We start from the raw sequence: 20,399 nt of genomic DNA, 5'->3' as shown, positions 1-20,399 counted from the left end.
GGCGGACGACGCCCGGTGGCGATTGGCGACGACGAGAGGATCGGCATGGGATACGCGGTGGTGCTCGGCGAGGCGCTCGTCGACCTGCTCGACAGCGAGCGTGACGGGGAGCGCGTCTACCGGCAGGCGATCGGCGGCGGTCCGCTCAACGTCGCAGTGGGCGTGGCCCGCCTCGGTGGCGCGGCGCAGTTCGTCGGCTCGCTCGGCGACGACGTGCTGGGCGGTCGGATTCGCACCTTCCTGAGCGCTGTCGACGTCGGGGTGGCCGGCGCGGTCACGGTGGCGGCGCCGACCACTCTCGCGGTGGTCACGTACGCCGGACCGGAACCCGACTTCCGCTTCTACGGCGAGCCGGTCTCCTACGGTCTGCTCGGCCCCGACGACCTGGATCTCGCGCAGTTGGAGGGCGCGGACGTGCTCTACTGCGGCTCCATCGTGCTGCTGCAACCCCGCACGCTCGCCGCCGCCCGACACGCCTGGTCGCTCGCCACCGGTCTGCGGGTCCTCGACCCGAACGTGCGTCCCCGGCTGTTGGACGGGCCGGCCGCGCTGCAAGGGTTGCGCGAGGTGGTGGCCGAGTTCGCCGCCGGCGCGCACCTGGTCAAGCTGAGCGCCGCCGACGCCGGGCTGCTCTACCCGGGTGAACCGGTCGAGGGGGTGGCGGCGTACCTGCGTGAGTTGGGCGCTGCCACGGTGGTGGTGACCCTCGGCGCGGCCGGTGCCGTGCTGGCCGCCGCCGACGCCGACCCGGTGAGGGTGCCGGCCCCCAAGGTCGACGCGATCGACGCCACCGGTGCCGGTGACTCGGTCATGGCCGCGCTGATCGCCGACCTGCTCGTCGACGGCGAACCGGACTCCCCGGCAGGCTGGGTCGAGCGGGTCGCGTTCGCGCTGCGGGTGGCGGGCCTGGTCTGCGAATCACCCGGCGGCGCCACCGCCATGCCCACCCGCGCCGACGTCGAACGTCGCTTCCCGAGCTAGGCCTCGCCGTCGATTTTTGAGCTAGGCCTCGCCGTCGAGCTCGCGGTAGCCGCGCCGGGCGGCGATCAGGGCGGCGCGCGCACCGAAGGGAGCCTCGGCGGCCACCCGTTCCGGAGGCGCGCTGCCGGTGTGCGCGGCCCGGATCAGCCAGGCCAGCTTCGCCAGCTCGGCGTGCTGGGCGCGGACGAAATCGACGTCCACCGGGTCGCCGTGGCCCGGCACCACCACCGTGCGCGCGGTCGTCAGCCGCAGCAGGTCCGCGACCGCGTCCGGCCACCGCAGGGGGTACGAGTCCTCGAAGGCGGGCGGGCCACTCTGCTCCACCAGGTCCCCGGCGATCAACACGTCGGCGTCCGGCACGTGCACCACCAGGTCGGCCTCGGTGTGCCCCCGCCCCGGGTGCCGCAGCAGCACCCGCCGACCACCCAGGTCGAGTGCCGTCTCCGTCTGCACGGTGTGCGTCGGGGCGAGCAGCGGGGTGTCGGCCAGCTCGGCGGCGAGCGCCGGGTGCTCCGTGCGCACCTCTTCGTACGCCTCCCGGCGCAGCCGCTCCGGCTCTTGGCGCAGGGCGGCGGCGGCCAGCTCGTGCGCGTACACCGGACGGGGTGGGTCGCCGGCCAGGACGGCGTTGCCGAAGCAGTGGTCGTAGTGGTGGTGGGTGTTGACCAGCGTCAACGGGCGGTCGGTGACCGCCCGGACGGCGGCGGCCAGGTCGGTGGCCTGGGCGGCCGACGACAGAGTGTCCACCAGGAGGGCCTCGTCGTCGCCCACGACCAGGGTGACGTTGACCCGCAGCAGCGGCTCGGCCAGCACGTGCACCCGGTCGGCGACCTCGACGAAACCGGCGTTCACGACGCACGCCCGGCGCGCTCGACGAAACGTTGCCGGTCCACCATGATCCGGTCCACCCGGCCCCGGGCCACCGTCTGGTCGCCGTCGCTGACCGTGACCTCGAACGACAGCCGGCGACCGTCAACGGTCGCCAACAGCGCCTGCGCCCGGACCGTCCGGCCGACCACGGTCGGCGCCAGGTGCTCCAGCTCGACCCGGGTGCCCACTGTCGTCGACCCGGGCGGCATCTCGACAGCTGTCGCCGCGACGGTGGCCGCCTCGGCCAGCGCGAGCACCCGGGGAGTGCCCAGCACCGGTACGTCCCCCGAACCGACCGCCTGGGCGGTGTCCGCGTCGGTGACGGTCAACTCGACCTGGGCGGTCAGACCCGGCGCGAAGGCCGGCTCGGGCTGCTCCTGCATGGTCGTCAGCCTAGGTGCTCGCCGAGCCCGCCGAGCACCCGCCCGGGGATCCCGGCGTCGACCACCGCCCACCTGTGCACGGCTTCGGCGGGTGGTCCCCGTCGGTCGATGCCGCGACCGTCGCTAACCTTGACGACGATGGCCGTCGTGACTGACCCCCAGCCCCCCGCCCGGACCGACCCGCCCGCGTCCCCGGACGGGGGTCGTCGTCGTGTCGTCGCGATGACCGTCTGGGCGGTCGCCTTCGTGGCCGCGTGGCTGGCCATCGGGCTGCCCACCGACCCGGCGTACGCCTTCGTCTGGATCTGGCTCGCGACCATCGCCTGGAACAGCGACCGGCCGTGGCGCAGTCACCTGCGCTTCGCCCGGGACTGGGTGCCGGTGGTGCTGCTGTTCGTCGTGTACAACCTGTCACGTGGGTTCGCCGACAACGGGGCCACCCCGCACGCGATGGAGCTGATCGTCGCCGACCGGTTCATGTTCGGCTGGGCCACCGGCGGCGAGGTGCCGACCGTCTGGTTGCAGCAGCACCTCTACCACCCGCAGGTGCACTGGTGGGACGTCGCGGCGAGCTGGGTGTACTTCTCGCACTTCGTGGTGGCGTTGGCCGCCGCCGCGGTGCTCTGGCTACGCGACCGGCACCGCTGGGCCGCGTACATGCGGCGTTGGGGCTTCCTCTGCGCCGCCGGCCTGGTCACCTACTTCATCTACCCGGCCGCCCCGCCGTGGTGGGCCGCACAGAACGGGCTGCTCACCGAGGTCGCCCGGATCTCCACCCGGGGCTGGAAGGCGTTCGGCATGCACGGCGCCGGCAACGTCCTCAACGCCGGCCAGATCGCCTCCAACCCGGTCGCCGCGATGCCGTCGCTGCACACCGCCTGGGCGCTGTTCGTGGTGCTGTTCTTCCTGACCAGCACCCGCCGTCGCTGGTGGCCGCTGCTGCTCGCGTACCCGCTGGCGATGACCTTCACCCTGGTCTACTCGGGTGAGCACTACGTGATCGACGTGCTGGTCGGCTGGGCGTACGTGGGGCTGACCTTCCTGGTGGTCGGTCTGGCCGAGCGCGGCTGGGCGGCTTGGCGCGTCCGCCACCCGAGCGCCAGGTCGGCACCGGCCACCGAACCCCCGCCGTCGCCCACCGAACCCCCGCCCGGCGAGCCCGAGCCCCCGTCACCACGGGAACCGGACACCACCACCCACCCCGCGATCCCCGCCGACCGTTAGGTTCCTGTCCCCGACCCGGAGCTGGCGTTCAGCGCAGTACGGGTTCGTCGGGTGGTTGCGACCGCACCTCGCGCCTGAGGCGACGGGCGAGGCGACTGATGCCGGCCATGGTGGCGGCGATCGCCATGATGAGGATCGCCAGTGGCAGCGGCTGACCGTCGAAATGCCGCATCGCCGTGTTGGAGAGCAGCGGGTCGGGGACGAACCATCCGGCGATGAAGCCGGTGAGTCCGACGCCGATGATGACGGCGGGCCGGTGACGGCGGACCGCGAAGGCGGCTCCGACAGCGACGGCGGCGGCGGTGAGGATCCCGATAATCGTCGGCACGGCGTCGGGAACGTAGACGCCGTGGCGCCCCCACTCCCCGGTGCCCTTCCAGGCGAGGATCCCGAGCGGGACGAGGGCCCACCAGAACAGGCGCGGCCGGGGCACGGCCCACCGCTCGCGGGCGGCGATCGCGAGCAGGACGAGGGTCAGGGCCGGTGGGGCGGCGAACGCCACGAGTTGTTGGCCGGGATTGACTCCCAGGCCGGCGCCGCTGAGCACGTCGATGACGAGCCAACCTACGGTGGCCGTCAGGAATATCGCCTGCAGGGTGAGGGCGGTCCGGGTAGCGCCGCACAGCCAGGCGATCAGCGGTGCGAGGGGCAGCAGACCGAGAGCGACAAGCTGCGGCCAACCGGCGATGACGGCCGGCATGTCGGTGGAGAGCACGGCGCCGGTGAACAGGTCCAGGGTGTAACCGGCGGGCTGGGTGCCGGCGGCGACGAGCAGGGCGGTGAGCCCGGTGGTCAGGGCCGTGGTGGTGACGGGCGTGGTGAATCGCAGGCGGATCGCCAGGGCGATGATGTTCAGTGTCTCGTGCCGGCTGGGGTGCCGGCGGCCGTCGTCGAGGTCGAGCAGCAGCCCGAGCAGTTCCTCTCCGCGGGTGGTGCGATGCGTGGCTGGCAGCAGGCGCAGCAGCCGCCGATATCGTCGTTCCAGGGGGCTCATGTCCGGGCTCATCCGATGGTCCCAAAGCGCGGGGCGGTGCGGGCGGCACGCTTGTTGAGGCGCTCCTCGGCGAGCCGGACAGCGGTGGCCATCCGCTGGCTCTCGGCACGGATGGCGTCTGCCCCCGCGTCGGTCAGTTTGTAGAAACGGCGCAGCCGGCCCTTCTCCACCTCGTCGTGGTCGGGGGCGATGAGCCCCTGGGTGACGAGGCGGTCGAGGGCCCCGTAAAGGGTGCCGGCGCGTAACCGGATCCTGCCGTCCGTCATCTCGTCGACCTCTGTCACCACCGCGTAGCCGTGGCGGGGTTGGTCGGCGAGGGCGGAGAGGATCAGGAACGTCTGCTCACTGATATCCATGCGCTATATATATCGCACGGCGATACATATAGCAATGACGTGACCGTGGCGGGTCAGAGCTGGGTCCGGGCCTGGTGGGCTCTTGTGGTCAGGTCTGCGGCCAGGGCCCAGGCTTCTGCCAGGTCGCGGTCCTGGGCGGTGGCACCGGAACCGCCCGCGGTGTCGGCGTGCACGGAGGCCAACCCGAGTCGGCGTTGGATCGGCCCCTGCACCACCCGCACGCTCTGGATGCGGGCGTACGGCACGATCACCACCTGCCGGGTGACCCGCCCGGAGCGGGTGACGAAGACCTCGTCGAAGAGCCCCGCGCCGAACGCGCGACGGCCCAGCGGGTGCAGCCACCGGGTCCGGGTCGGCGGAGGGCTCAGCGCCAGCGCGTCGAGGCGTACCCCCGGAAGCACCTCTGCGACGATCATCGTCGCGGTCGGCAGGTCACCGACCGGCAGCAGCCGGTCGGGCCGGTTGCGGTCATCAGCCTCCGCGACGGAGTAGCCGGCCACCTCCAGGCGCAGCCGCAGCCAGCCCTTCATCCGCCAGAGCAGCGGCCAGGTGGCCCGTACGGTCTGCACCCGCGCCAGCGGCACGGTCTGCGCCCGCGTCTCCAGCAGGCCGTTGTGCACCCGCAGCGTGCCGCCGTCGCGGGCCAGCCGGAAGTTCCAGTCGTCGAGCACCCGCCGCACCGGTTGCAGCAGCACGCCGGCCATCGCGGTCAGCGTGCTCGCCACCGCGACGAACGACCACGACCCGGCGGTGAGGAACTGCACCACGACGAAGGCCACACCGAACGGGAGCAGGAACGCCTGCGGGGTGAGCAGTTGGCTGATCAGCAGACTCTGGTTGCGTACCGCGTGCAGTGGCCGGCCCGGCGCGGCCGCCGTCGGCGCCGCCGCTCCCGGGAGCACCGCGGCGCCCGCGTGCTCCGGGGCGGGTGCCTGCGCGACCCGCCCGGCCAGTGCCAGCAGCCGCTCGCGCAGCCGGGCCGCGTCGGCCACCCCGAGGTACGCCAGCGGCGCCTCGGTCTTGCCCCCGCCGACCACCTCCAGGCGCAGCTCGGCCAGACCGGTGAGCTGGGCGAGCAGCGGTCGGACCACCTCCACGGCCTGCAGTCGTTCCAACGGGATGGCCCGGGTACGCCGCCAGAGCAGCCCCTCGTACACCCGTAGTTCGCGGCCGACCACGTGGTAGCCGGTGTTGTACCAGCTCACCACCGACAGCACTGTCGCGCCGAGAGCCAGCACCGCCACCATGGCGGCGAACCAGCCGAAGCCCACCCGGGACAGCGTCGACCAGGACAACCCGGCGATCACCACGACCAGTGACTTGGCACCGTGCAGGACCGGGCTGAGCGGGTGCAGTCGCTGCCGGGGCTCACCCTCGGCACCGCCAGCCGGTGCCGGCCACGGCGCGGGCGCCCCCGGCGGGATCGACCCCGGCGGTGCCGCGCCAGTAGTTGGCGCGCCAGCGGGCAGCACCGGGCCCGGTGGCGTCGGGCCGGTGGGTGGCACGGTGCTCGGCTCGGCGGGCCCGTCACTCATCGGCGTAGCCCTCGGCGCTGCCGGTGGTTACCCACGCGGGTGTTCACAGGGTCGCCTTTCGTTCGCGACTGCGGGGCTCGCAACCCCGGCTCACTCCTCGCGCTCACAGGCCCTCGGCCCGGTCCTCGCCGAGCGCGGTGAGCCGGTCGCGCAGCCGGGACGCCTCCGCCGGGCGCAGCCCGGGCACCCGGGCGTCGCTCGCCGCCGCGGCGGTGTGCAGTTGCACGGTGGCCAGGTCGAAGGCGCGTTCCAACGGCCCGGCGCTGACGTCGACGAACTGCATCCGCGAGTACGGGACGATGGAGAGCCGCCGGACCAGCAGCCCGTGCCGGACCAGCAGGTCGTTCTCCCGCTCGGCGTACCCCCAGGCTCGCACCGCCCGGACGATCGCGATGGCCCGCCAGACGCCGAACAGCACGACGACGGCGACGGCGAGCCCGAACAGCCAGTGGCCGCTCAACGCCCAGCCCACCGCCGTCACCGCCAGCCCGATGGCGACCACGACCCCCAGCCGGATCAGCTCCACCCAGATCAGGTCGGTGCAGATCGGCTGCCAGTTGACCGTGTCCGGCCACGGCTCCAGCGGCCCTCGCCCCACCGGCGCGCCAGTGGACAGCGGGCCGGAGGGGGCGGGTGGCAGGAGGCCGGGCGCCGGCAGGTCCGGCGCGCGCTGGTCGGCGGCGGGCGCCGGCCGGTGGTCGGGTGGTGGCAGCGCCGCCGGTGGCAGTGGGGCGGGCCAGGAGACGTCGGGCGCGGCGGGCTCCGGCCCGAGCGTGCCGGGTGCGGGGAACGCACCGGGCGGCGGCTCGACGCCGGGCTCGGGGGCCGGGGTGGGCGGCCAGGACGGGGAGGTGGGGCCGGGGGAAGCCGGTGGGTCGCCGCTCACACGTCGAGCGTAGGCGATCCGGGCACCGGAGTGACGGCACGCAGGAAGCCGCGAGCGTCCAGGAAGCCCCCGAGAGTGCTCCGGTGCTCGTCGCAGGCCAGCCAGGTCTTGCGCCGATCGGCGTCGTGCAGCCGCGGATTGTTCCACTCAAGGGCCCAGACGGCAGCGGCGCGGCAGCCCCGGGCCGAGCAGACCAGGGCCTCGTCGGCGGGGGAGGGGATGCTCATCCCGGCCAGTCTAGGGCGGCGGGAGAGAAAGTTTGAGCGCCGGGCGACCACGGGGGGAGCCGCCCGGCGACGGGGTGAATCGTACACGCGGCGGGCCGGTCCGTGCACGCCCGCGACGCACGATTCGGCCGCCGGGGACGGCGCGGCAAAAATCGGCTTCTCCCCACCTCGACACTCAGCAAGGCGTGCGAGTCTTGATACCGCACGAGCCGCGACGACGACCAACGCTGTGGAGGACCGGTGGCCCAGCCGACCATGCCCGACGCCCCGACGCCGAACGGGGCGGCACCGCAGACGCCTGCGCCGGTGACCACGCCCGCGCAGGACGCCACTCTGTTGGAGAAGGCGCTGTTCGAGATCAAACGCGTGATCGTCGGGCAGGACCGGATGGTGGAGCGGATGTTCGTCGCGTTGCTCGCCCGGGGTCACTGCCTGATCGAAGGGGTGCCCGGGGTCGCCAAGACGCTCGCCGTGGAGACTCTCGCCAAGGTCGTCGGCGGGTCCTTCGCCCGGGTGCAGTTCACCCCGGACCTGGTGCCGGCCGACATCATGGGCACCCGGATCTACCGGCAGTCGAGTGAGAAGTTCGACGTCGAGCTGGGCCCGGTCTTCGTCAACTTCCTGCTCGCCGACGAGATCAACCGTGCTCCGGCGAAGGTGCAGTCGGCGCTGCTGGAGGTGATGAGCGAGCGGCAGGTGTCCATCGGCGGGGAGACCCACCGGGTGCCCGAGCCGTTCCTGGTGATGGCCACCCAGAACCCGATCGAGCAGGAGGGCGTCTATCCGCTGCCGGAGGCGCAGCGGGACCGGTTCCTCATGAAGATCGTGGTGGGCTACCCGACCGACGCGGAGGAACGGGAGATCGTCTACCGGATGGGCGTGTCCCCGCCGGAGCCGACCGCAATGTTCGACACCCCCGAGCTGATCGCCCTGCAACGCAAGGCGGACCAGGTCTTCGTGCACAACGCGTTGGTCGACTACGCGGTCCGGTTGGTGTTGGCCACCCGCGCCCCGGCCGAGCACGGGATGCCCGACGTCGCGCAACTGATCCAGTACGGGGCCAGCCCGCGCGCCTCACTGGGCCTGGTCCGGGCCACCCGCGCCCTGGCGCTGCTGCGGGGACGCGACTACGCCCTGCCGCAGGACGTGCAGGACATCGCACCGGACATCCTGCGGCACAGGTTGGTGCTCAGCTACGACGCGCTGGCCGACGACGTGCCCGCCGACCACATCGTGCACCGGGTGATGTCGACGATCCCTCTCCCGGCGGTCGCCCCCCGCCAGCAGGCCACCCCGTCGTCGACCGCACCGCCGCCGGGCGCTGGCTGGCCCGGGCAGCGGCCGTGACCTCACCCACCCCTCGTCCCGCCCCCCTCGCCGACCGCAGCGAGGCCGTGCTGTCCCGGCTGCAACTGCTCGTCACCCGCAAGCTCGACGGTCTGCTCCAGGGCGACTACGCCGGCCTGCTGCCCGGACCGGGCAGCGAGGCGGGGGAGTCACGGGAGTACCGCCCCGGCGACGACGTGCGCCGGATGGACTGGCCGGTCACCGCACGCACCACGACTCCGCACGTCCGGCGTACGGTCGCCGACCGGGAGCTGGAGACCTGGCTGGCCCTCGACCTGTCCGCCAGCCTGGACTTCGGCACCGGGCAGTGGCTCAAGCGCGAGGTGGTGGTCGCCGCCGCGGCCGCCATCACCCACCTGACGGTGCGCGGCGGCAACCGGATCGGCGCCGTCATCGGCACCGGCGGCGGCGCGTCCGCCCCGGCCCGACGCTGGCGGGGCACGCCGCCACCGGCCGGGCCCGGGGTGCTCACCCGCCTGCCGGCCCGTTCCGGTCGCAAGGAGGCACAGGGCCTGTTGCGTACGGTCGCCGGCACCACAATCCAGCCCGGTCGTGGTGATCTGGGCGCCCTGATCGAGATGCTCAACCGTCCGCCCCGTCGACGCGGGGTGGCCGTGGTGGTGTCGGACTTCCTCTCGCCGGCCGAGCAGTGGGCCCGTCCGTTGCGCAAGCTCCGGGTCCGCCACGACGTGCTGGCGATCGAGGTGATCGACCCTCGGGAGCTGGAGTTGCCCGACGTGGGCGTGCTGCCGGTGGTCGACCCGGAGACCGGCGAGCTGCACGAGGTGCAGACCGCCGACCCTCGACTGCGGCAGCGCTACGCTGATGCCGCCGCCGCCCAACGGGCCACGATCGCCGCCGCACTGCGCGGCGCTGGCGCGGCCCACCTGCGTCTGCGTACCGACCGAGACTGGCTGCTGGACATGGTGCGATTCGTGGCCGCGCAGCGGCACGCCCGCACCCGGGGGACGACACGATGATCCGTTTCATGCAACCGTGGTGGCTGCTGGCTGTGCTGCCGGTGTTCGCGCTCGCCGCGTTCTACATCTGGCGGCAGCTGCACCGCCGGGCGTACGCGATGCGGTTCACCAACGTGGACCTGCTGCGTACGGTGGCGCCGAAGGGGCTCGGCTGGCGACGGCACGTCCCGGCGACCGCGTTCCTGCTCTGCCTGCTGGTGCTGGCCACCGCGCTGGCCCGGCCGGCGGTGGACACCAAGGAGCCGCTGGAGCGGGCCACGGTGATGCTCGCCATCGACGTGTCGTTGTCGATGCAGGCCGACGACGTGGCGCCGAACCGGTTGGAGGCGGCCCAGGAGGCGGCCAAGCAGTTCGTCGGTGAGCTGCCGGAGAGCTACAACCTGGGGCTCGTGTCGTTCGCCAAGGCGGCCAACGTGCTGGTGCCGCCGGGCAAGGACCGGGACGCGGTGACCAGTGCCATCGACGGGCTGGTGCTGGCCGAGGCGACCGCGACCGGCGAGGCGGTGTTCACCTGCCTGGAGGCGATCCGGTCGGTGCCGGCCGACGGCGCGGCGGGCATCCCACCGGCACGGATCGTGCTGCTCTCCGACGGTTTCCGCACCTCCGGTCGCGCCGTGGAGGAGGCGGCGGCCGCCGCGCAGGCGGCCAACGTCCCGGTCTCCACCATCGCCTTCGGCACCGACACGGGCCAGGTCGACATCGGCGGGCAGTTGCAGCGGGTGCCGGTGGACCGGATGGCGCTCGCCGAGCTTGCCGAGACCACCGAGGGCTACTTCTACGAGGCGGCCTCGGTGAGCGAGCTGAAGCAGGTCTATCAGGACATGGGCAGCTCGATCGGGTTCCGCACCGAGCCGCGTGAGGTGACCCAGTGGTACGCGGGGTTCGCGCTGCTGTTGGCGCTCTGCGCGGGCGCGCTCAGCCTGCTGTGGTCGTCCCGGATGCTCTGAACGACGGGCCGGCGGTGGTCAGCGACCGCCGCCGGCACCAGCACTGGGCAGCGCCAGCCGTCGCCGATCCGGAGCGGTCAGTGACCGCCCCCGGCGAGCACGAAGACGATGGCCACCCAGACGGCGGCGAGGGTGAAGCCCAGCGGGGCGACGTAGCGGCTCATGGACGGCTCCGGGTGGCGGCTGGACGGTCCGCGTGCGGGGGCGGACCGCAGGGGGTGGGGACGCGCACACGAAGTCGTGACCGGGCGGCTCCCGGCGACCGTCGGCGAACCGGACGGCGCGGCACACGCGCCTCGGCGTCGGCCGAAGCGGTGGGGGAGCGGAGCTGGGTCAGCTCACCAGACTGAGTCGTGGCTCAGCGGGGCTGACCATCGGCCCGGCCACGACTGGGAGGATCGCTATCTCGCACAGCGATCACCTCCTGCAGGTCGGGCGGGCCGGAACGTCGATGATCGTACACCCGTGGTGTAGGCCGGACGCACTCGGCCGACCGGCCGGCGACCCCTCCACCGCCCGGGTGGCGCCGCGCCCGCGGCTGGCCGGTCCGCACCACCGTGACCAGCACCGCAGCCAGGAGCGGCAACCAGCAGAGCCGCGCCAGCACCCAGCCCGGGCCGTCCGGAGGGGTGTGCAGACCCGGCAGGGTCAGGCCGCTGCGGGCGGTGAGCGCGGTCACCGCCACCAGCACCGGCTGGTGCCACAGGTAGATCCGGACCGCCTGCCGGTTCACCTCGGTCGCCGCCCGGCCCGGTAGTGGCCGGTCCAGCAGCCGTTCCAGCGCCGGCCGGGCGAGCAGCCCCAGCCCGACCTGGGTGACCGCCAGCGCCACTGCCAGCAGCGACGGCGGGTTCAGGTTGGACACACCGGTCCCGGGCACTCCGACCGCGCTCACCGGGTAGCCCAGCGCCAGCAGTGCCCCCAGCGCGACGGCTCCGCCGCCCGCCACCATGCCCGCGGCCCGCCGCCCGTCCAGCTGCCTGTCGGCGTGCGCCACGCCCAGCAGGTACGGCACCGCCCAGGCCGCCAGCACGGTGACCGGTGGCACGTCGGTGCCGGCCGGAAGCAGGCGGACGGCCAGGTCGACAGCCGCGACCGCGGCCACCGCCGGCGCGACGCACCGGGCCACACCCCAGCGGCGTACGGCGGCGCGCAGTGGGCTGGTCACCGCGACCAGGAACACCAACGGCACCAGGAACCACAGTGGACCGATCGCCAGCCGCAACGCCACGGTGAGGGTGTCGTCCGAGGTGCCGGCGACGGTGGCGGCGAGCAGCACGGCGGCGCCCACCCCCAGCAGCGCCACAGTGGGCAGGAGCAGCCGGCGCAGCCGACGGGCCAGCCAACCGCCCGCGCCTCCCCGGTGGTGCGCGAGCGACCGGGTCGAGCCGAACCCGGCGGTGAAGAAGAACAATCCGAGCGTCTGCAACGCCCACGTCAGCGGGGCCAGACCGGGCAGGGCGGTCAGCGGGCTGGCCTGGTGCAGCCCACCGTCGCCGGTCAGCACCAGCCCGGTGACCAGCCAGTGCCCCAGCACCACCCCGCCGATGGCGTACGCCCGCAACGCGTCGACGGCACGGTCCCGGCTCATCGGGCGTCCCCGACCCCGACGCCGCCCAGCACCACCGCCGCCACCGCGACCAGCGCGGCGCTGCCCGGCACCAGGTAGCCGTCGTGCCCGTCCACCCCACCCGCCGGCAGGGGGCGGGCACCGAACGCCGGGTCGCCGGGGCGACGGCCGAAGCCCAGGCCGAGCAGTCGCACCGACGGCACCCGACGAACCCAGTCGCTGGGCGCCTCGGCCGCCCAGAACCGCCGCCCGCCAGGCAGGTCGTCGGCGCGCTGCACCCCGGCGCCCACGCCACCGAGGCTGACCACGTCGGTGATCTGGGCCGGAGCGTCCGCCGCTGCCAGCGACACCACCAACGCCCCGTAGCTGTGCCCGACCAGCGTGATCGTCGCCGCCGGACGCCGTACGGCCAGCTCCCGCAGCAGCGTGGCCAGCCCGTCCGCGCCGCGCCGGGCGCTGACGCCACCGGCGGCGGTCAGCACCCCGTCGGGCGGGTCGTAGCCGAGCCAGGCCAGCACCGCGACCCGCGCCGCCGGCTCGGTCGCCCGCAGCTCCTGGTAGAGCTGCCCGGCCTGCACCGCTGGCGCCCGGCGGGCCACCCCGCCCAACCCCCGGTCGAAGTCGGCCAGGGTGCTCCCCACCCCCGGCACCAGCACCGCGATCCGGTCCGCACCGGCCAGGTCGCCGAGCACCTCGACGGCCCGGCCGTCGCCGCGTGGGTCGAACGTCAGGAACCGGCGTCCGTCGGCAGCCCAGTCCGCGTACGGCGGCCCGGCCGCGCGCATCGCCGCCGCCATGACCGGGTACGCCTCGACGAACCCCGCCGTAGCAACCGGCTCGGGTCGGGTCGGCAGGACCAGGTTCACGCCGAGCAGCGCGGCCACCGCCACCCGGCTGGCACCTCGTCGTCGCATCACGTTCTCCCTCCGGAATGTCGTCCGGAGGGAGAGTGCGCGGGTGGGCGGTGCTCGGTCGTCGTCCCGGGGAGCCGTCTGCGGGCTGGCTCCGCGGGGCTACTCGCCGGCGGCCACCAGACCCGTCTCGTACGCCAGCACCACGGCCTGGGCCCGGTCGCGCAGCCCCAGCTTGGCCAGGATCCGCCCGATGTGCGTCTTCACTGTCTGCTCGGCCACCACCAGGTCAGCGGCGATCTCCGCGTTGTTGCGACCCCGGGCGATCAACCGCAGCACCTCGGTCTCCCGTGGGGTGAGCCCGGCCAGGTCGGTGGGGCGCGGACGGTGGCGGTCCGGGCGGGCCGCGAACTCGGCGATCAGCCGGCGGGTCACCGCGGGGGCGAGCAGCGCGTCCCCGGCCGCCACGACCCGCACCGCCTGCACCAGATCGGCCGCCGGCGCGTCCTTGAGCAGGAAGCCGCTGGCCCCGGCGCGCAGCGCCTCGTACACGTAGTCGTCCAGGTCGAAGGTGGTGAGGATGAGCACCCGGGGCCGCTGCGCCGAACGGTCACCGAGCAGCTTGCGGGTGGCCTCCAGCCCGTCCATGACCGGCATCCGCACGTCCATCAGCACCACGTCCGGGTCGAGCCGGCGGGCGGCGGCGACGGCCTGCGCGCCGTCGGCGGCGTCACCCACCACCAGCAGGTCCGGTTGGGCGGCGAGCAGCGCGCCGAAGCCCTGCCGCACCATCGCCTGGTCGTCGGCGATCAGCACCTTGATCATGCGTCCCCGCCCTCCGCGTCGTACGGCAGTTCGGCTGCCACCGCGTAACCCCCGTCGGGCAGCGGCCCGGCGGTGAACGTACCGCCCAGCGAGGTGGCCCGCTCCCGCATGCCGGTCAGCCCGTGCCCGGGGCCGCCGTCGGCGGTCGGTCGGGCGTCGGCCGGGGAGTTCTCGACGCGTACCTCCAGACCGGAGCGACCGGCGCGGACGGTGACCCGCACCGCGGCGCCGCTTGCGTGCCGGGCCGCGTTGGCGAGGCCTTCCTGCACGATGCGGTACGCGGCCAGCCCGACCGGCGCGGGCACCTGCCCGTCGGGCACCGGCCCGGCGTCCAGGGTCACCGGCAGCCCGGCCCGGCGTGCCGCGTCCACCATGGCGTCCAGGTCGGCCAGGTCCGGTTGCGGTGCGGTCTGCGGCCCGGACGACTCGCTGCGCAACACCCCCAGCAACCGTCGCATGTCGGTCAGCGCGTCGCGGGCCGAGGCGGCGATGGCGACGAACTCCGTGGCGGCCGGCGCCGGCACGTCCGTGAGCCGGTACGGGGCGGTCTCCGCCTGCACCGCGATCAGCGACATGTGGTGGGCCACCACGTCGTGCATCTCCCGGGCGATCCGGGTGCGTTCCTCCAGCACCGCGCGGCGCTCCTGCTCCCGCTCGCTCTGCTCGGTCTGCGCGGCCAGCGCGTGCCGGGACAACCGGTTGCGTCGGATCAGGTCGCCGACGATCGCCAGCGCGCCGAGCAGGAGCAGGACGGGCACCCGGTTGTCCGGGTCGACCAGGCCGAGCACCGGCACCGTGCTGATCGCCACTACCCAGACCAGCACCGGCCGGTCGACCCGTGCGACGACCACCGCCAGCACCGCGATCGACCCGAGCGCCAGCGGCGGGGTCCACGGCCAGGCCTGGTCGGCCGGCGCGTTGAACGTGCAGATCGACAGGGCCAGCACGGTCAGTCGCCAGGCCAGCAGCGGACGCCGGGGCAACGCCAGCAGCGGCGCCACGGTCATCGCCGCGAACAGCAGGGCGATCGGCGTCGACAGGCCCCACTCGCTCTCCACCGTCAGCGTGATCAGGAAGAGGCCGAGCACGGCGAGCAACCCGACCGGGGTGGCGTACCGGTCCAGCCCGGGCCAGCGGGCCAGCAGCCGTCGGCCGGGCGGGACGTCGCGGCCCAGCACTGTGTGCCGCAGGGCCCGCAGGGCCACGGCGATCGGTTGCCGGTTCACCACCGGAAGGCTACGGTTCGGCTGCCTCCAGGGCGTGCCACCAGGGGTTGATCCCGGTGTCGTACCCCGGTGTGACGCGACTCCCGTTAGCGCTTACCTGCCGGTAACGCCTAGGCTCCGACGCGTCCGTGCTGACCATTCGCAAGGGGGAACAGTGGCCCGTACCGTGCTGGTGACCGGCGGCAACCGGGGAATCGGCCTGGCCATCGCGCAGGCCTTCGCCAAGCAGGGCGACCGGGTGGCGGTCACCCACCGGGGTGGGGGAGTGCCCGGCGCCGGCGGAGCCGAGCCGGGGTTTGGCGCAGGCGGAGCCGGCCAGCATGGCAGCCTGTTCGCCGTCCGCGCCGACGTCACCGACGCCGCCTCCATCGACGCCGCGTTCACCGCCGTCGAGGCCGAGCTGGGCCCGGTCGAGGTGCTGGTCGCCAACGCCGGCATGACAGCCGACACGCTGCTGCTGCGGATGACCGAGGAGCAGTTCACCGACGTGGTGGACACCAACCTCACCGGCGCGTTCCGGGTCGCCAAGCGGGCCTCCGGCAAGATGCTCCGCGCCAAGTGGGGCCGCATGATCTTCATCTCCTCGGTGGTCGGCCTCGCCGGCGGCGCCGGGCAGGTCAACTACGCCGCCAGCAAGGCCGGTCTGGTCGGCGTGGCCCGCTCGATCACCCGGGAGCTGGGCAGCCGCAACATCACCGCGAACGTGGTGGCGCCCGGCTTCATCGACACCGACATGACCGCGGGTCTGTCCGACGACCGCAAGGCGGAGATCCGCAAGTCGATCCCGGCCGGCCGGATGGCCAGCCCGGACGAGGTCGCCGGGGTGGTCACCTGGCTGGCCTCCGACAGCGCCGGGTACGTCTCCGGCGCCGTCATCCCGGTCGACGGCGGCCTCGGCATGGGCCACTGATCAGCGCTTCTCGACAACGTACGGAGGAAACCCTGCATGTCCGGACTGCTCGCCGGTAAGCGGCTGCTCGTCACCGGTGTCATCACCGACGCCTCGATCGCCTTCTCGGTGGCGAAGCTCGCCCAGGAGAACGGCGCGCAGGTCGTGCTCACCGGCTACGGCCGGCTTTCCCTGGTCGAGCGGATCGCCAAGCGGCTGCCCGAGCCCGCCCCGGTCATCGAGGTGGACGTCACCAACACCGAGCACCTGGCCGGCCTCGCCGACCGGGTACGCGAGCACGTCGACGGCCTCGACGGTGTGGTGCACTCGATCGGCTTCGCCCCGCAGAGCTGCCTCGGCGGCGGCTTCCTCGACGCTCCGTGGGAGGACGTGGCGACCGCCCTGCACGTCTCCACCTTCTCGTACAAGTCGCTGGCCATGGCCGCGCTGCCGCTGATGTCGCCCGGCGGCGCGGTGGTCGGTCTGACCTTCGACGCGACGAAGGCGTGGCCGGTCTACGACTGGATGGGCGTGGCCAAGGCCGGCCTGGAGTCGGCGTCGCGCTACCTGGCCATGCACCTGGGCAAGCAGGGCATCCGCAGCAACCTGGTCGCCGCCGGGCCGCTGCGGACCATCGCCGCCAAGTCGATCCCCGGCTTCGACCAGTTCGAGGACGCCTGGGCCGAGCGGGCCCCGCTGGGCTGGAGCCTCACCGACCAGGAGCCCGCCGCCAAGGCCTGCCTGGCGCTGCTCTCCGACTGGTTCCCGGCCACCACCGGCGAGATCGTCCACGTCGACGGCGGCTACCACGCCATCGGCTCCTGACGATCCCTGCCGGCGTTCCCTGGTGCTCGACCGGCGACGCTCCCGACAGCCGTTCGCGTGATCTGCGCGGCCGGACCAGGGGGCGTCGCCGGGCGGTCCAGGCCGAGGGGCGAGAATGACCCCATGTCCTACGACGCGGTGGTGCTGGTGTCCTTCGGTGGGCCGGAGCGGCCCGAGGACGTGATGCCGTTCCTGCAGAACGTGACCCGCGGCCGAGGCGTGCCGCCCGAGCGGCTGGCCGAGGTCGCCGAGCACTACCAGCACTTCGGCGGAGTGTCCCCGATCAACCAGCAGTGCCGTGACCTGCTGGCGGCCGTCCGCGCCGACTTCGCCGCGCACGGTCTCGACCTGCCCGTCTACTGGGGCAACCGCAACTGGGACCCGATGCTCGCCGACACGGTGACCCAGATGCGCGACGACGGGGTCACCCGGGCGCTGGCCTTCGTCACCAGCGCGTACGGCGGGTACTCCTCCTGCCGGCAGTACCAGGAGGACATCGCCGCCGCCCGGGCCGCAGTCGGCGCGGACGCGCCGGTGATCGAGAAGCTGCGCCAGTTCTGGGACCACCCCGGCTTCGTCGAGCCGCACACCGACGCGGTCCGGGCGGCCGTGGGCCAGCTCGACCCGGCGAAGCGGGACACCACTCGGCTGGTCTTCACCGCCCACTCCATCCCCAGCTCGATGGCTGCCAACGCCGGCCCGCACGGCGGCCGGTACGAGGCGCAGCTGCGCGAGACCGCCCGCCTCGTCGCCGCTGCCGCCGCGCCCGAGCTGGAGTACGACCTGGTCTGGCAGAGCCGCTCCGGCCCCCCGCAGGTGCCGTGGCTGGAACCGGACATCAACGACCACCTGGCCACCCTCGCCCAGAGCGGCACCACCGCCGTGGTGGTCAGCCCGATCGGGTTCGTCTCCGATCACCTGGAGGTCGTGTGGGACCTGGACACCGAGGCACTGGAGACGGCCAAGCAGCTCGGCCTGGACTTCGTCCGGGCCGACACCCCCGGCACCGACCCGCGTTTCGTGACCATGGTGCGTGAGCTGGTCACCGAACGGACGGACCCGGACGGTGCGCAGCTGCGCCGCCGCCTGGGCGAGCTGCCGATGTGGGACACCTGCGCCACCGTCTGTTGCGTGCCGACCCGCCGCCCCTGACCTCTGAGGATCATCATGCATGACCGCAAGCCCGTGCAGAGTTGGCTGACCGACATGGACGGCGTGCTGGTGCACGAGGGCCAGCCGGTGCCCGGCGCACCGGAGTTCATCAACCGGCTGCGCTCCTCCGGCAAGCCGTTCCTGGTGCTGACCAACAACTCGATCTACACCCCGCGCGACCTGACGGCCCGGCTGAGCCGGATGGGACTGGACGTGCCGGAAGAGTCGATCTGGTCGTCGGCGCTGGCCACCGGGCAGTTCCTCGCCGACCAGCGGCCGGGCGGCACCGCGTACGTCATCGGTGAGGCCGGGCTGACCACGGCGCTGCACGCGGTCGGCTACGTGCTCACCGACTTCGCCCCCGACTACGTGGTGCTCGGCGAGACCCGCACCTACAGCTTCGAGGCGATCACCAAGGCCGTCCGACTGATCAACGACGGAGCCCGGTTCATCTGCACCAACCCCGACGTGACCGGCCCTTCCGTGGAGGGCGCCCTGCCCGCCGCAGGCTCGGTCGCCGCCATGATCTCCAAGGCGACGGGGGTGGAGCCGTACTTCGTCGGCAAGCCGAACCCGATGATGATGCGCTCGGCGCTCAACACGATCAACGCTCACTCGGAGAGCACCGCGATGATCGGCGACCGGATGGACACCGACATCCTGTGCGGCCTGGAGGCCGGGCTGGAGACCATCCTGGTGCTCACCGGCATCAGCAGCCGCACCGAGGCGGAGCGCTACCCGTACCGCCCGTCCCGGATCATCAACTCGGTGGCGGACCTGCTCGACGAGGTCTGACCAAACCCCAACCGGTGTTGCGGGGCTCCGGTCAGGGGCGAAGGGGGGCGTTGCAGGCGGCCACCAGCGCCTGCCGGCAGGCTGCGGTCAACGGGCGAAGAGCCGCGTCCCGTTGCTGCGCCTCGTAGTTGTTGATCGCCCCGCCCGGGGCGGCGTGCCCGGCCAGCGCGAGCACCCGGTCGAGCACCGCGGCCCGGGCGAAGAGCCGACGGGCCCGCGGGTCGAAGCCCGGTGGCAGGTCGGTGGCGCCGTCGGGCCGGCGCAGCGCGGCCAGCGCACCGGCCAGCTCGGGCCGCCACTGGGCCACGTCGAGGCGGGTCAGTGCGGCGGTCGTCTCGGCCAGCGCGGCGGCCAGTTCGGCCTCCGCCTCGGCGGCGCCGGGCAATGAGAGTGACGCGGCGGGCGCGTTGGCCGGCAGCGGGTAGACCCGCCACAGCACCGTCTCGAAGCAGTCCCCGGAGCCGGAGGTGTGCGAGCGGACCTCCGGGATCAACCCGAGCCCGCCGGCCACCACCGCCTCACCCGTGACCAGCGCCGCGCCGGCGAAGTCACCGGGGCCGGGCAGCCCCCGGGGGTCGCCCGGCGCGGGCAGCACCAGGCGGATCTCGTCCGGTGAGAGCTTGGCCAGAGTGGGAAGCGCGGCGCCCAGCGGGACGTCGGTCCAGGTGCCCGGGGCGTCCGCAACGAGATGTTCCTCGTTGCCGGCGATGGCGTCGGCGACCTCGTCGTACGGCACCAGCCCGGCGCGCCACGCGCGCACCCAGGCAACGAACCGGCTCGACCGGCGCGGCGCGACTGTGGCCGCGCCCGTTGCGGGGGTGGACATGCCGAAAGGGTACGTGGTCACGACCGGCTCTGTCTCGGCTGCCGCTCCCGCCGCCCGGCCTGCCCCGAACTGCCCCCTTCGCCCGATCCTCGGCCGTGGCGCGCCGCTGCGACCCGGCTCGCGTACCGCTAACGCAGCCGCAGGCCCTCGATGACCAGTCCGACCATGAGGCGCGCGTCGTAGGCAGGGCTGTCGGCGCCGATGCAGAGGTTGCCGATGCCGTGCATCAGGACGAGGGCGTCCATGCCGGGAATGATCTCGTCCGCCGTGCTGGCGGCGTCGAGCAGTTCGGCGCAGACCGGGACGAGCCGGTCGAGGAAGTAGGCGTGCAGCGTCTGGAAGGCGGCGTCGTCGGACCGCATCGCCTCGGCCAGGCCGTGCTTGGTGACCAGGAAGTCGACGAAGAGGTGGATCCAGCTCGCCAGTGCGGCGTGCGGTGTGGCGCTCTCGGCCAGGAGCACCGGGCCCGCCTCGGCGCATGCCTCGACCTGGTGTCGGTACACCGCGACGATCAGATCGGCCCGGGTCGGAAAGTGGCGGTAGATCGTCCCGACGCCGACGCCCGCCCTGCCGGCGATGTCGCGCACCGGCGCATTGACTCCGGAGACGACGAATGCCGCAGCGGCCGCCTCCAGCAGCGCCGTCTCGTTGCGCCGCGAATCAGCCCGCTGCTTGCGCGGGGCACCCGACTCCGTGCCGGCCACCGTTAC

Annotated in this window: 22 protein-coding genes; 9 read left to right on the top strand and 13 right to left on the bottom strand. The window is 73.5% G+C overall.

Translation table 11 applies throughout. From position 1 onward, the window contains the following. Window positions 1–45 precede the first annotated feature (45 nt). On the top strand, window positions 46–981 hold the full coding sequence (locus tag CLT68_RS28870; RefSeq protein WP_099857770.1) for a PfkB family carbohydrate kinase: 936 nt from the start codon (window positions 46–48) through the stop codon (window positions 979–981). A 21-nt stretch (window positions 982–1,002) separates the two neighbouring features. On the opposite strand, the gene CLT68_RS28865 is transcribed toward CLT68_RS28870, so the two are convergent. Both CLT68_RS28865 and CLT68_RS28860 read right to left on the bottom strand, forming a co-directional pair. Next, complete coding sequence (locus CLT68_RS28865) at window positions 1,003–1,833, bottom strand: MBL fold metallo-hydrolase (protein ID WP_099855701.1); 831 nt, start codon at window positions 1,831–1,833, stop codon at window positions 1,003–1,005. Next, window positions 1,830–2,234, bottom strand: a complete 405-nt coding sequence (locus CLT68_RS28860; protein ID WP_088949190.1) for a thioesterase family protein — start codon at window positions 2,232–2,234, stop codon at window positions 1,830–1,832. Before CLT68_RS28860 ends, CLT68_RS28865 begins: the two co-directional genes overlap by 4 nt. Window positions 2,235–2,372: 138 nt before the next feature. Between CLT68_RS28860 and CLT68_RS28855 the strand changes: the two genes are divergently transcribed. Further along, window positions 2,373–3,458, top strand: coding sequence for a phosphatase PAP2 family protein (locus CLT68_RS28855; protein WP_486482370.1), 1,086 nt, complete (start codon window positions 2,373–2,375; stop codon window positions 3,456–3,458). Between the two features lie 28 nt (window positions 3,459–3,486). On the opposite strand, the gene CLT68_RS28850 is transcribed toward CLT68_RS28855, so the two are convergent. The 5 genes from CLT68_RS28850 to CLT68_RS28830 form a co-directional block, all read right to left on the bottom strand. Continuing rightward, window positions 3,487–4,452, bottom strand: a complete 966-nt coding sequence (locus CLT68_RS28850; protein ID WP_099855699.1) for a hypothetical protein — start codon at window positions 4,450–4,452, stop codon at window positions 3,487–3,489. Between the two features lie 8 nt (window positions 4,453–4,460). Further along, on the bottom strand, window positions 4,461–4,808 hold the full coding sequence (locus tag CLT68_RS28845) for a PadR family transcriptional regulator (RefSeq protein ID WP_099855697.1): 348 nt from the start codon (window positions 4,806–4,808) through the stop codon (window positions 4,461–4,463). Between the two features lie 53 nt (window positions 4,809–4,861). Beyond that, window positions 4,862–6,343 carry a PH domain-containing protein gene (locus CLT68_RS28840; protein ID WP_099855695.1) on the bottom strand — a complete coding sequence of 494 codons (1,482 nt, stop codon included), beginning with the start codon at window positions 6,341–6,343 and terminating at the stop codon, window positions 4,862–4,864. Between the two features lie 103 nt (window positions 6,344–6,446). Next, entirely contained in the window at window positions 6,447–7,001 is a 555-nt protein-coding gene (locus tag CLT68_RS28835; protein ID WP_486482467.1) for a PH domain-containing protein, read from the bottom strand. A gap of 224 nt (window positions 7,002–7,225) precedes the next feature. Beyond that, the gene (locus tag CLT68_RS28830; protein ID WP_088949188.1) at window positions 7,226–7,456 is read right to left on the bottom strand and encodes a hypothetical protein; all 231 of its coding nucleotides are present in this window, start codon (window positions 7,454–7,456) and stop codon (window positions 7,226–7,228) included. A gap of 240 nt (window positions 7,457–7,696) precedes the next feature. Here CLT68_RS28830 and CLT68_RS28825 point away from each other — a divergent pair, with 240 nt between their 5' ends. Genes CLT68_RS28825 through CLT68_RS28815 form a run of 3 tightly spaced genes read left to right on the top strand, consistent with a single transcriptional unit; the run spans window position 7,697 to window position 10,730 of the window. Then, entirely contained in the window at window positions 7,697–8,803 is a 1,107-nt protein-coding gene (locus CLT68_RS28825) for an AAA family ATPase (protein WP_099855693.1), read from the top strand. Next, the gene (locus tag CLT68_RS28820; RefSeq protein ID WP_088949186.1) at window positions 8,782–9,783 is read left to right on the top strand and encodes a DUF58 domain-containing protein; all 1,002 of its coding nucleotides are present in this window, start codon (window positions 8,782–8,784) and stop codon (window positions 9,781–9,783) included. The genes CLT68_RS28825 and CLT68_RS28820 overlap by 22 nt, the downstream gene beginning before the upstream one ends. Next, a complete protein-coding gene (locus CLT68_RS28815; protein ID WP_088949185.1) occupies window positions 9,780–10,730 on the top strand; it encodes a VWA domain-containing protein in 951 nt (316 codons plus the stop codon). The genes CLT68_RS28820 and CLT68_RS28815 overlap by 4 nt, the downstream gene beginning before the upstream one ends. 358 nt (window positions 10,731–11,088) lie before the next feature. Here the strand turns inward: CLT68_RS28815 and CLT68_RS28810 are convergent, their stop codons facing one another. From CLT68_RS28810 to CLT68_RS28795, 4 genes are all read right to left on the bottom strand, one after another. Further along, window positions 11,089–12,321 (bottom strand): acyltransferase family protein, encoded by a 1,233-nt coding sequence (locus CLT68_RS28810; RefSeq protein ID WP_099855690.1) that lies wholly within the window; start codon window positions 12,319–12,321, stop codon window positions 11,089–11,091. Beyond that, the gene (locus tag CLT68_RS28805) at window positions 12,318–13,214 is read right to left on the bottom strand and encodes an alpha/beta hydrolase (RefSeq protein WP_099855688.1); all 897 of its coding nucleotides are present in this window, start codon (window positions 13,212–13,214) and stop codon (window positions 12,318–12,320) included. Before CLT68_RS28805 ends, CLT68_RS28810 begins: the two co-directional genes overlap by 4 nt. Before the next feature lie 99 nt (window positions 13,215–13,313). Continuing rightward, a complete protein-coding gene (locus tag CLT68_RS28800; protein WP_088949182.1) occupies window positions 13,314–13,976 on the bottom strand; it encodes a response regulator in 663 nt (220 codons plus the stop codon). Then, the gene (locus CLT68_RS28795; protein WP_143743288.1) at window positions 13,973–15,202 is read right to left on the bottom strand and encodes a histidine kinase; all 1,230 of its coding nucleotides are present in this window, start codon (window positions 15,200–15,202) and stop codon (window positions 13,973–13,975) included. Before CLT68_RS28795 ends, CLT68_RS28800 begins: the two co-directional genes overlap by 4 nt. Before the next feature lie 154 nt (window positions 15,203–15,356). Between CLT68_RS28795 and fabG the strand changes: the two genes are divergently transcribed. The 4 genes from fabG to CLT68_RS28775 all read left to right on the top strand — a co-directional run bounded on the left by fabG (window position 15,357) and on the right by CLT68_RS28775 (window position 18,863). After that, window positions 15,357–16,112 (top strand): 3-oxoacyl-ACP reductase FabG, encoded by a 756-nt coding sequence (gene fabG / locus CLT68_RS28790; RefSeq protein WP_088949180.1) that lies wholly within the window; start codon window positions 15,357–15,359, stop codon window positions 16,110–16,112. Window positions 16,113–16,148: 36 nt separating this feature from the next. Then, window positions 16,149–16,916 (top strand): enoyl-ACP reductase FabI, encoded by a 768-nt coding sequence (gene fabI / locus CLT68_RS28785; RefSeq protein WP_088949179.1) that lies wholly within the window; start codon window positions 16,149–16,151, stop codon window positions 16,914–16,916. A 123-nt stretch (window positions 16,917–17,039) separates the two neighbouring features. Then, complete coding sequence (locus CLT68_RS28780; RefSeq protein WP_099855684.1) at window positions 17,040–18,068, top strand: ferrochelatase; 1,029 nt, start codon at window positions 17,040–17,042, stop codon at window positions 18,066–18,068. 15 nt (window positions 18,069–18,083) lie between these two features. After that, window positions 18,084–18,863 carry an HAD-IIA family hydrolase gene (locus tag CLT68_RS28775; RefSeq protein ID WP_099855682.1) on the top strand — a complete coding sequence of 260 codons (780 nt, stop codon included), beginning with the start codon at window positions 18,084–18,086 and terminating at the stop codon, window positions 18,861–18,863. A gap of 31 nt (window positions 18,864–18,894) precedes the next feature. Here the strand turns inward: CLT68_RS28775 and CLT68_RS28770 are convergent, their stop codons facing one another. Further along, window positions 18,895–19,689, bottom strand: coding sequence for a hypothetical protein (locus CLT68_RS28770; protein WP_088949176.1), 795 nt, complete (start codon window positions 19,687–19,689; stop codon window positions 18,895–18,897). Window positions 19,690–19,817: 128 nt separating this feature from the next. Then, a complete protein-coding gene (locus CLT68_RS28765) occupies window positions 19,818–20,393 on the bottom strand; it encodes a TetR/AcrR family transcriptional regulator (protein WP_486482369.1) in 576 nt (191 codons plus the stop codon). Between the last annotated feature and the right edge of the window lie 6 nt (window positions 20,394–20,399).

The organism is Micromonospora sp. CNZ299 (assembly GCF_002754415.1).
The sequence above is the reverse complement of the archived record's forward strand: the minus strand, read 5'-3'. Positions and strand labels throughout refer to the sequence as shown.

Bases quoted from the DNA above. Each gene is read 5' to 3' on its own strand.
- CLT68_RS28870 (WP_099857770.1), top strand. From the start codon at position 46: ATGGGATACGCGGTGGTGCTCGGCGAGGCGCTCGTCGACCTGCTCGAC.
- CLT68_RS28860 (WP_088949190.1), bottom strand. From the start codon at position 2,234: ATGCAGGAGCAGCCCGAGCCGGCCTTCGCGCCGGGTCTGACCGCCCAG.
- CLT68_RS28855 (WP_486482370.1), top strand. From the start codon at position 2,373: ATGGCCGTCGTGACTGACCCCCAGCCCCCCGCCCGGACCGACCCGCCC.
- CLT68_RS28850 (WP_099855699.1), bottom strand. From the start codon at position 4,452: ATGAGCCCCCTGGAACGACGATATCGGCGGCTGCTGCGCCTGCTGCCA.
- CLT68_RS28845 (WP_099855697.1), bottom strand. From the start codon at position 4,808: ATGGATATCAGTGAGCAGACGTTCCTGATCCTCTCCGCCCTCGCCGAC.
- CLT68_RS28840 (WP_099855695.1), bottom strand. From the start codon at position 6,343: ATGAGTGACGGGCCCGCCGAGCCGAGCACCGTGCCACCCACCGGCCCG.
- CLT68_RS28830 (WP_088949188.1), bottom strand. From the start codon at position 7,456: ATGAGCATCCCCTCCCCCGCCGACGAGGCCCTGGTCTGCTCGGCCCGG.
- CLT68_RS28815 (WP_088949185.1), top strand. From the start codon at position 9,780: ATGATCCGTTTCATGCAACCGTGGTGGCTGCTGGCTGTGCTGCCGGTG.
- CLT68_RS28810 (WP_099855690.1), bottom strand. From the start codon at position 12,321: ATGAGCCGGGACCGTGCCGTCGACGCGTTGCGGGCGTACGCCATCGGC.
- CLT68_RS28805 (WP_099855688.1), bottom strand. From the start codon at position 13,214: ATGCGACGACGAGGTGCCAGCCGGGTGGCGGTGGCCGCGCTGCTCGGC.
- CLT68_RS28800 (WP_088949182.1), bottom strand. From the start codon at position 13,976: ATGATCAAGGTGCTGATCGCCGACGACCAGGCGATGGTGCGGCAGGGC.
- fabI (WP_088949179.1), top strand. From the start codon at position 16,149: ATGTCCGGACTGCTCGCCGGTAAGCGGCTGCTCGTCACCGGTGTCATC.
- CLT68_RS28780 (WP_099855684.1), top strand. From the start codon at position 17,040: ATGTCCTACGACGCGGTGGTGCTGGTGTCCTTCGGTGGGCCGGAGCGG.
- CLT68_RS28775 (WP_099855682.1), top strand. From the start codon at position 18,084: ATGCATGACCGCAAGCCCGTGCAGAGTTGGCTGACCGACATGGACGGC.
- CLT68_RS28770 (WP_088949176.1), bottom strand. From the start codon at position 19,689: ATGTCCACCCCCGCAACGGGCGCGGCCACAGTCGCGCCGCGCCGGTCG.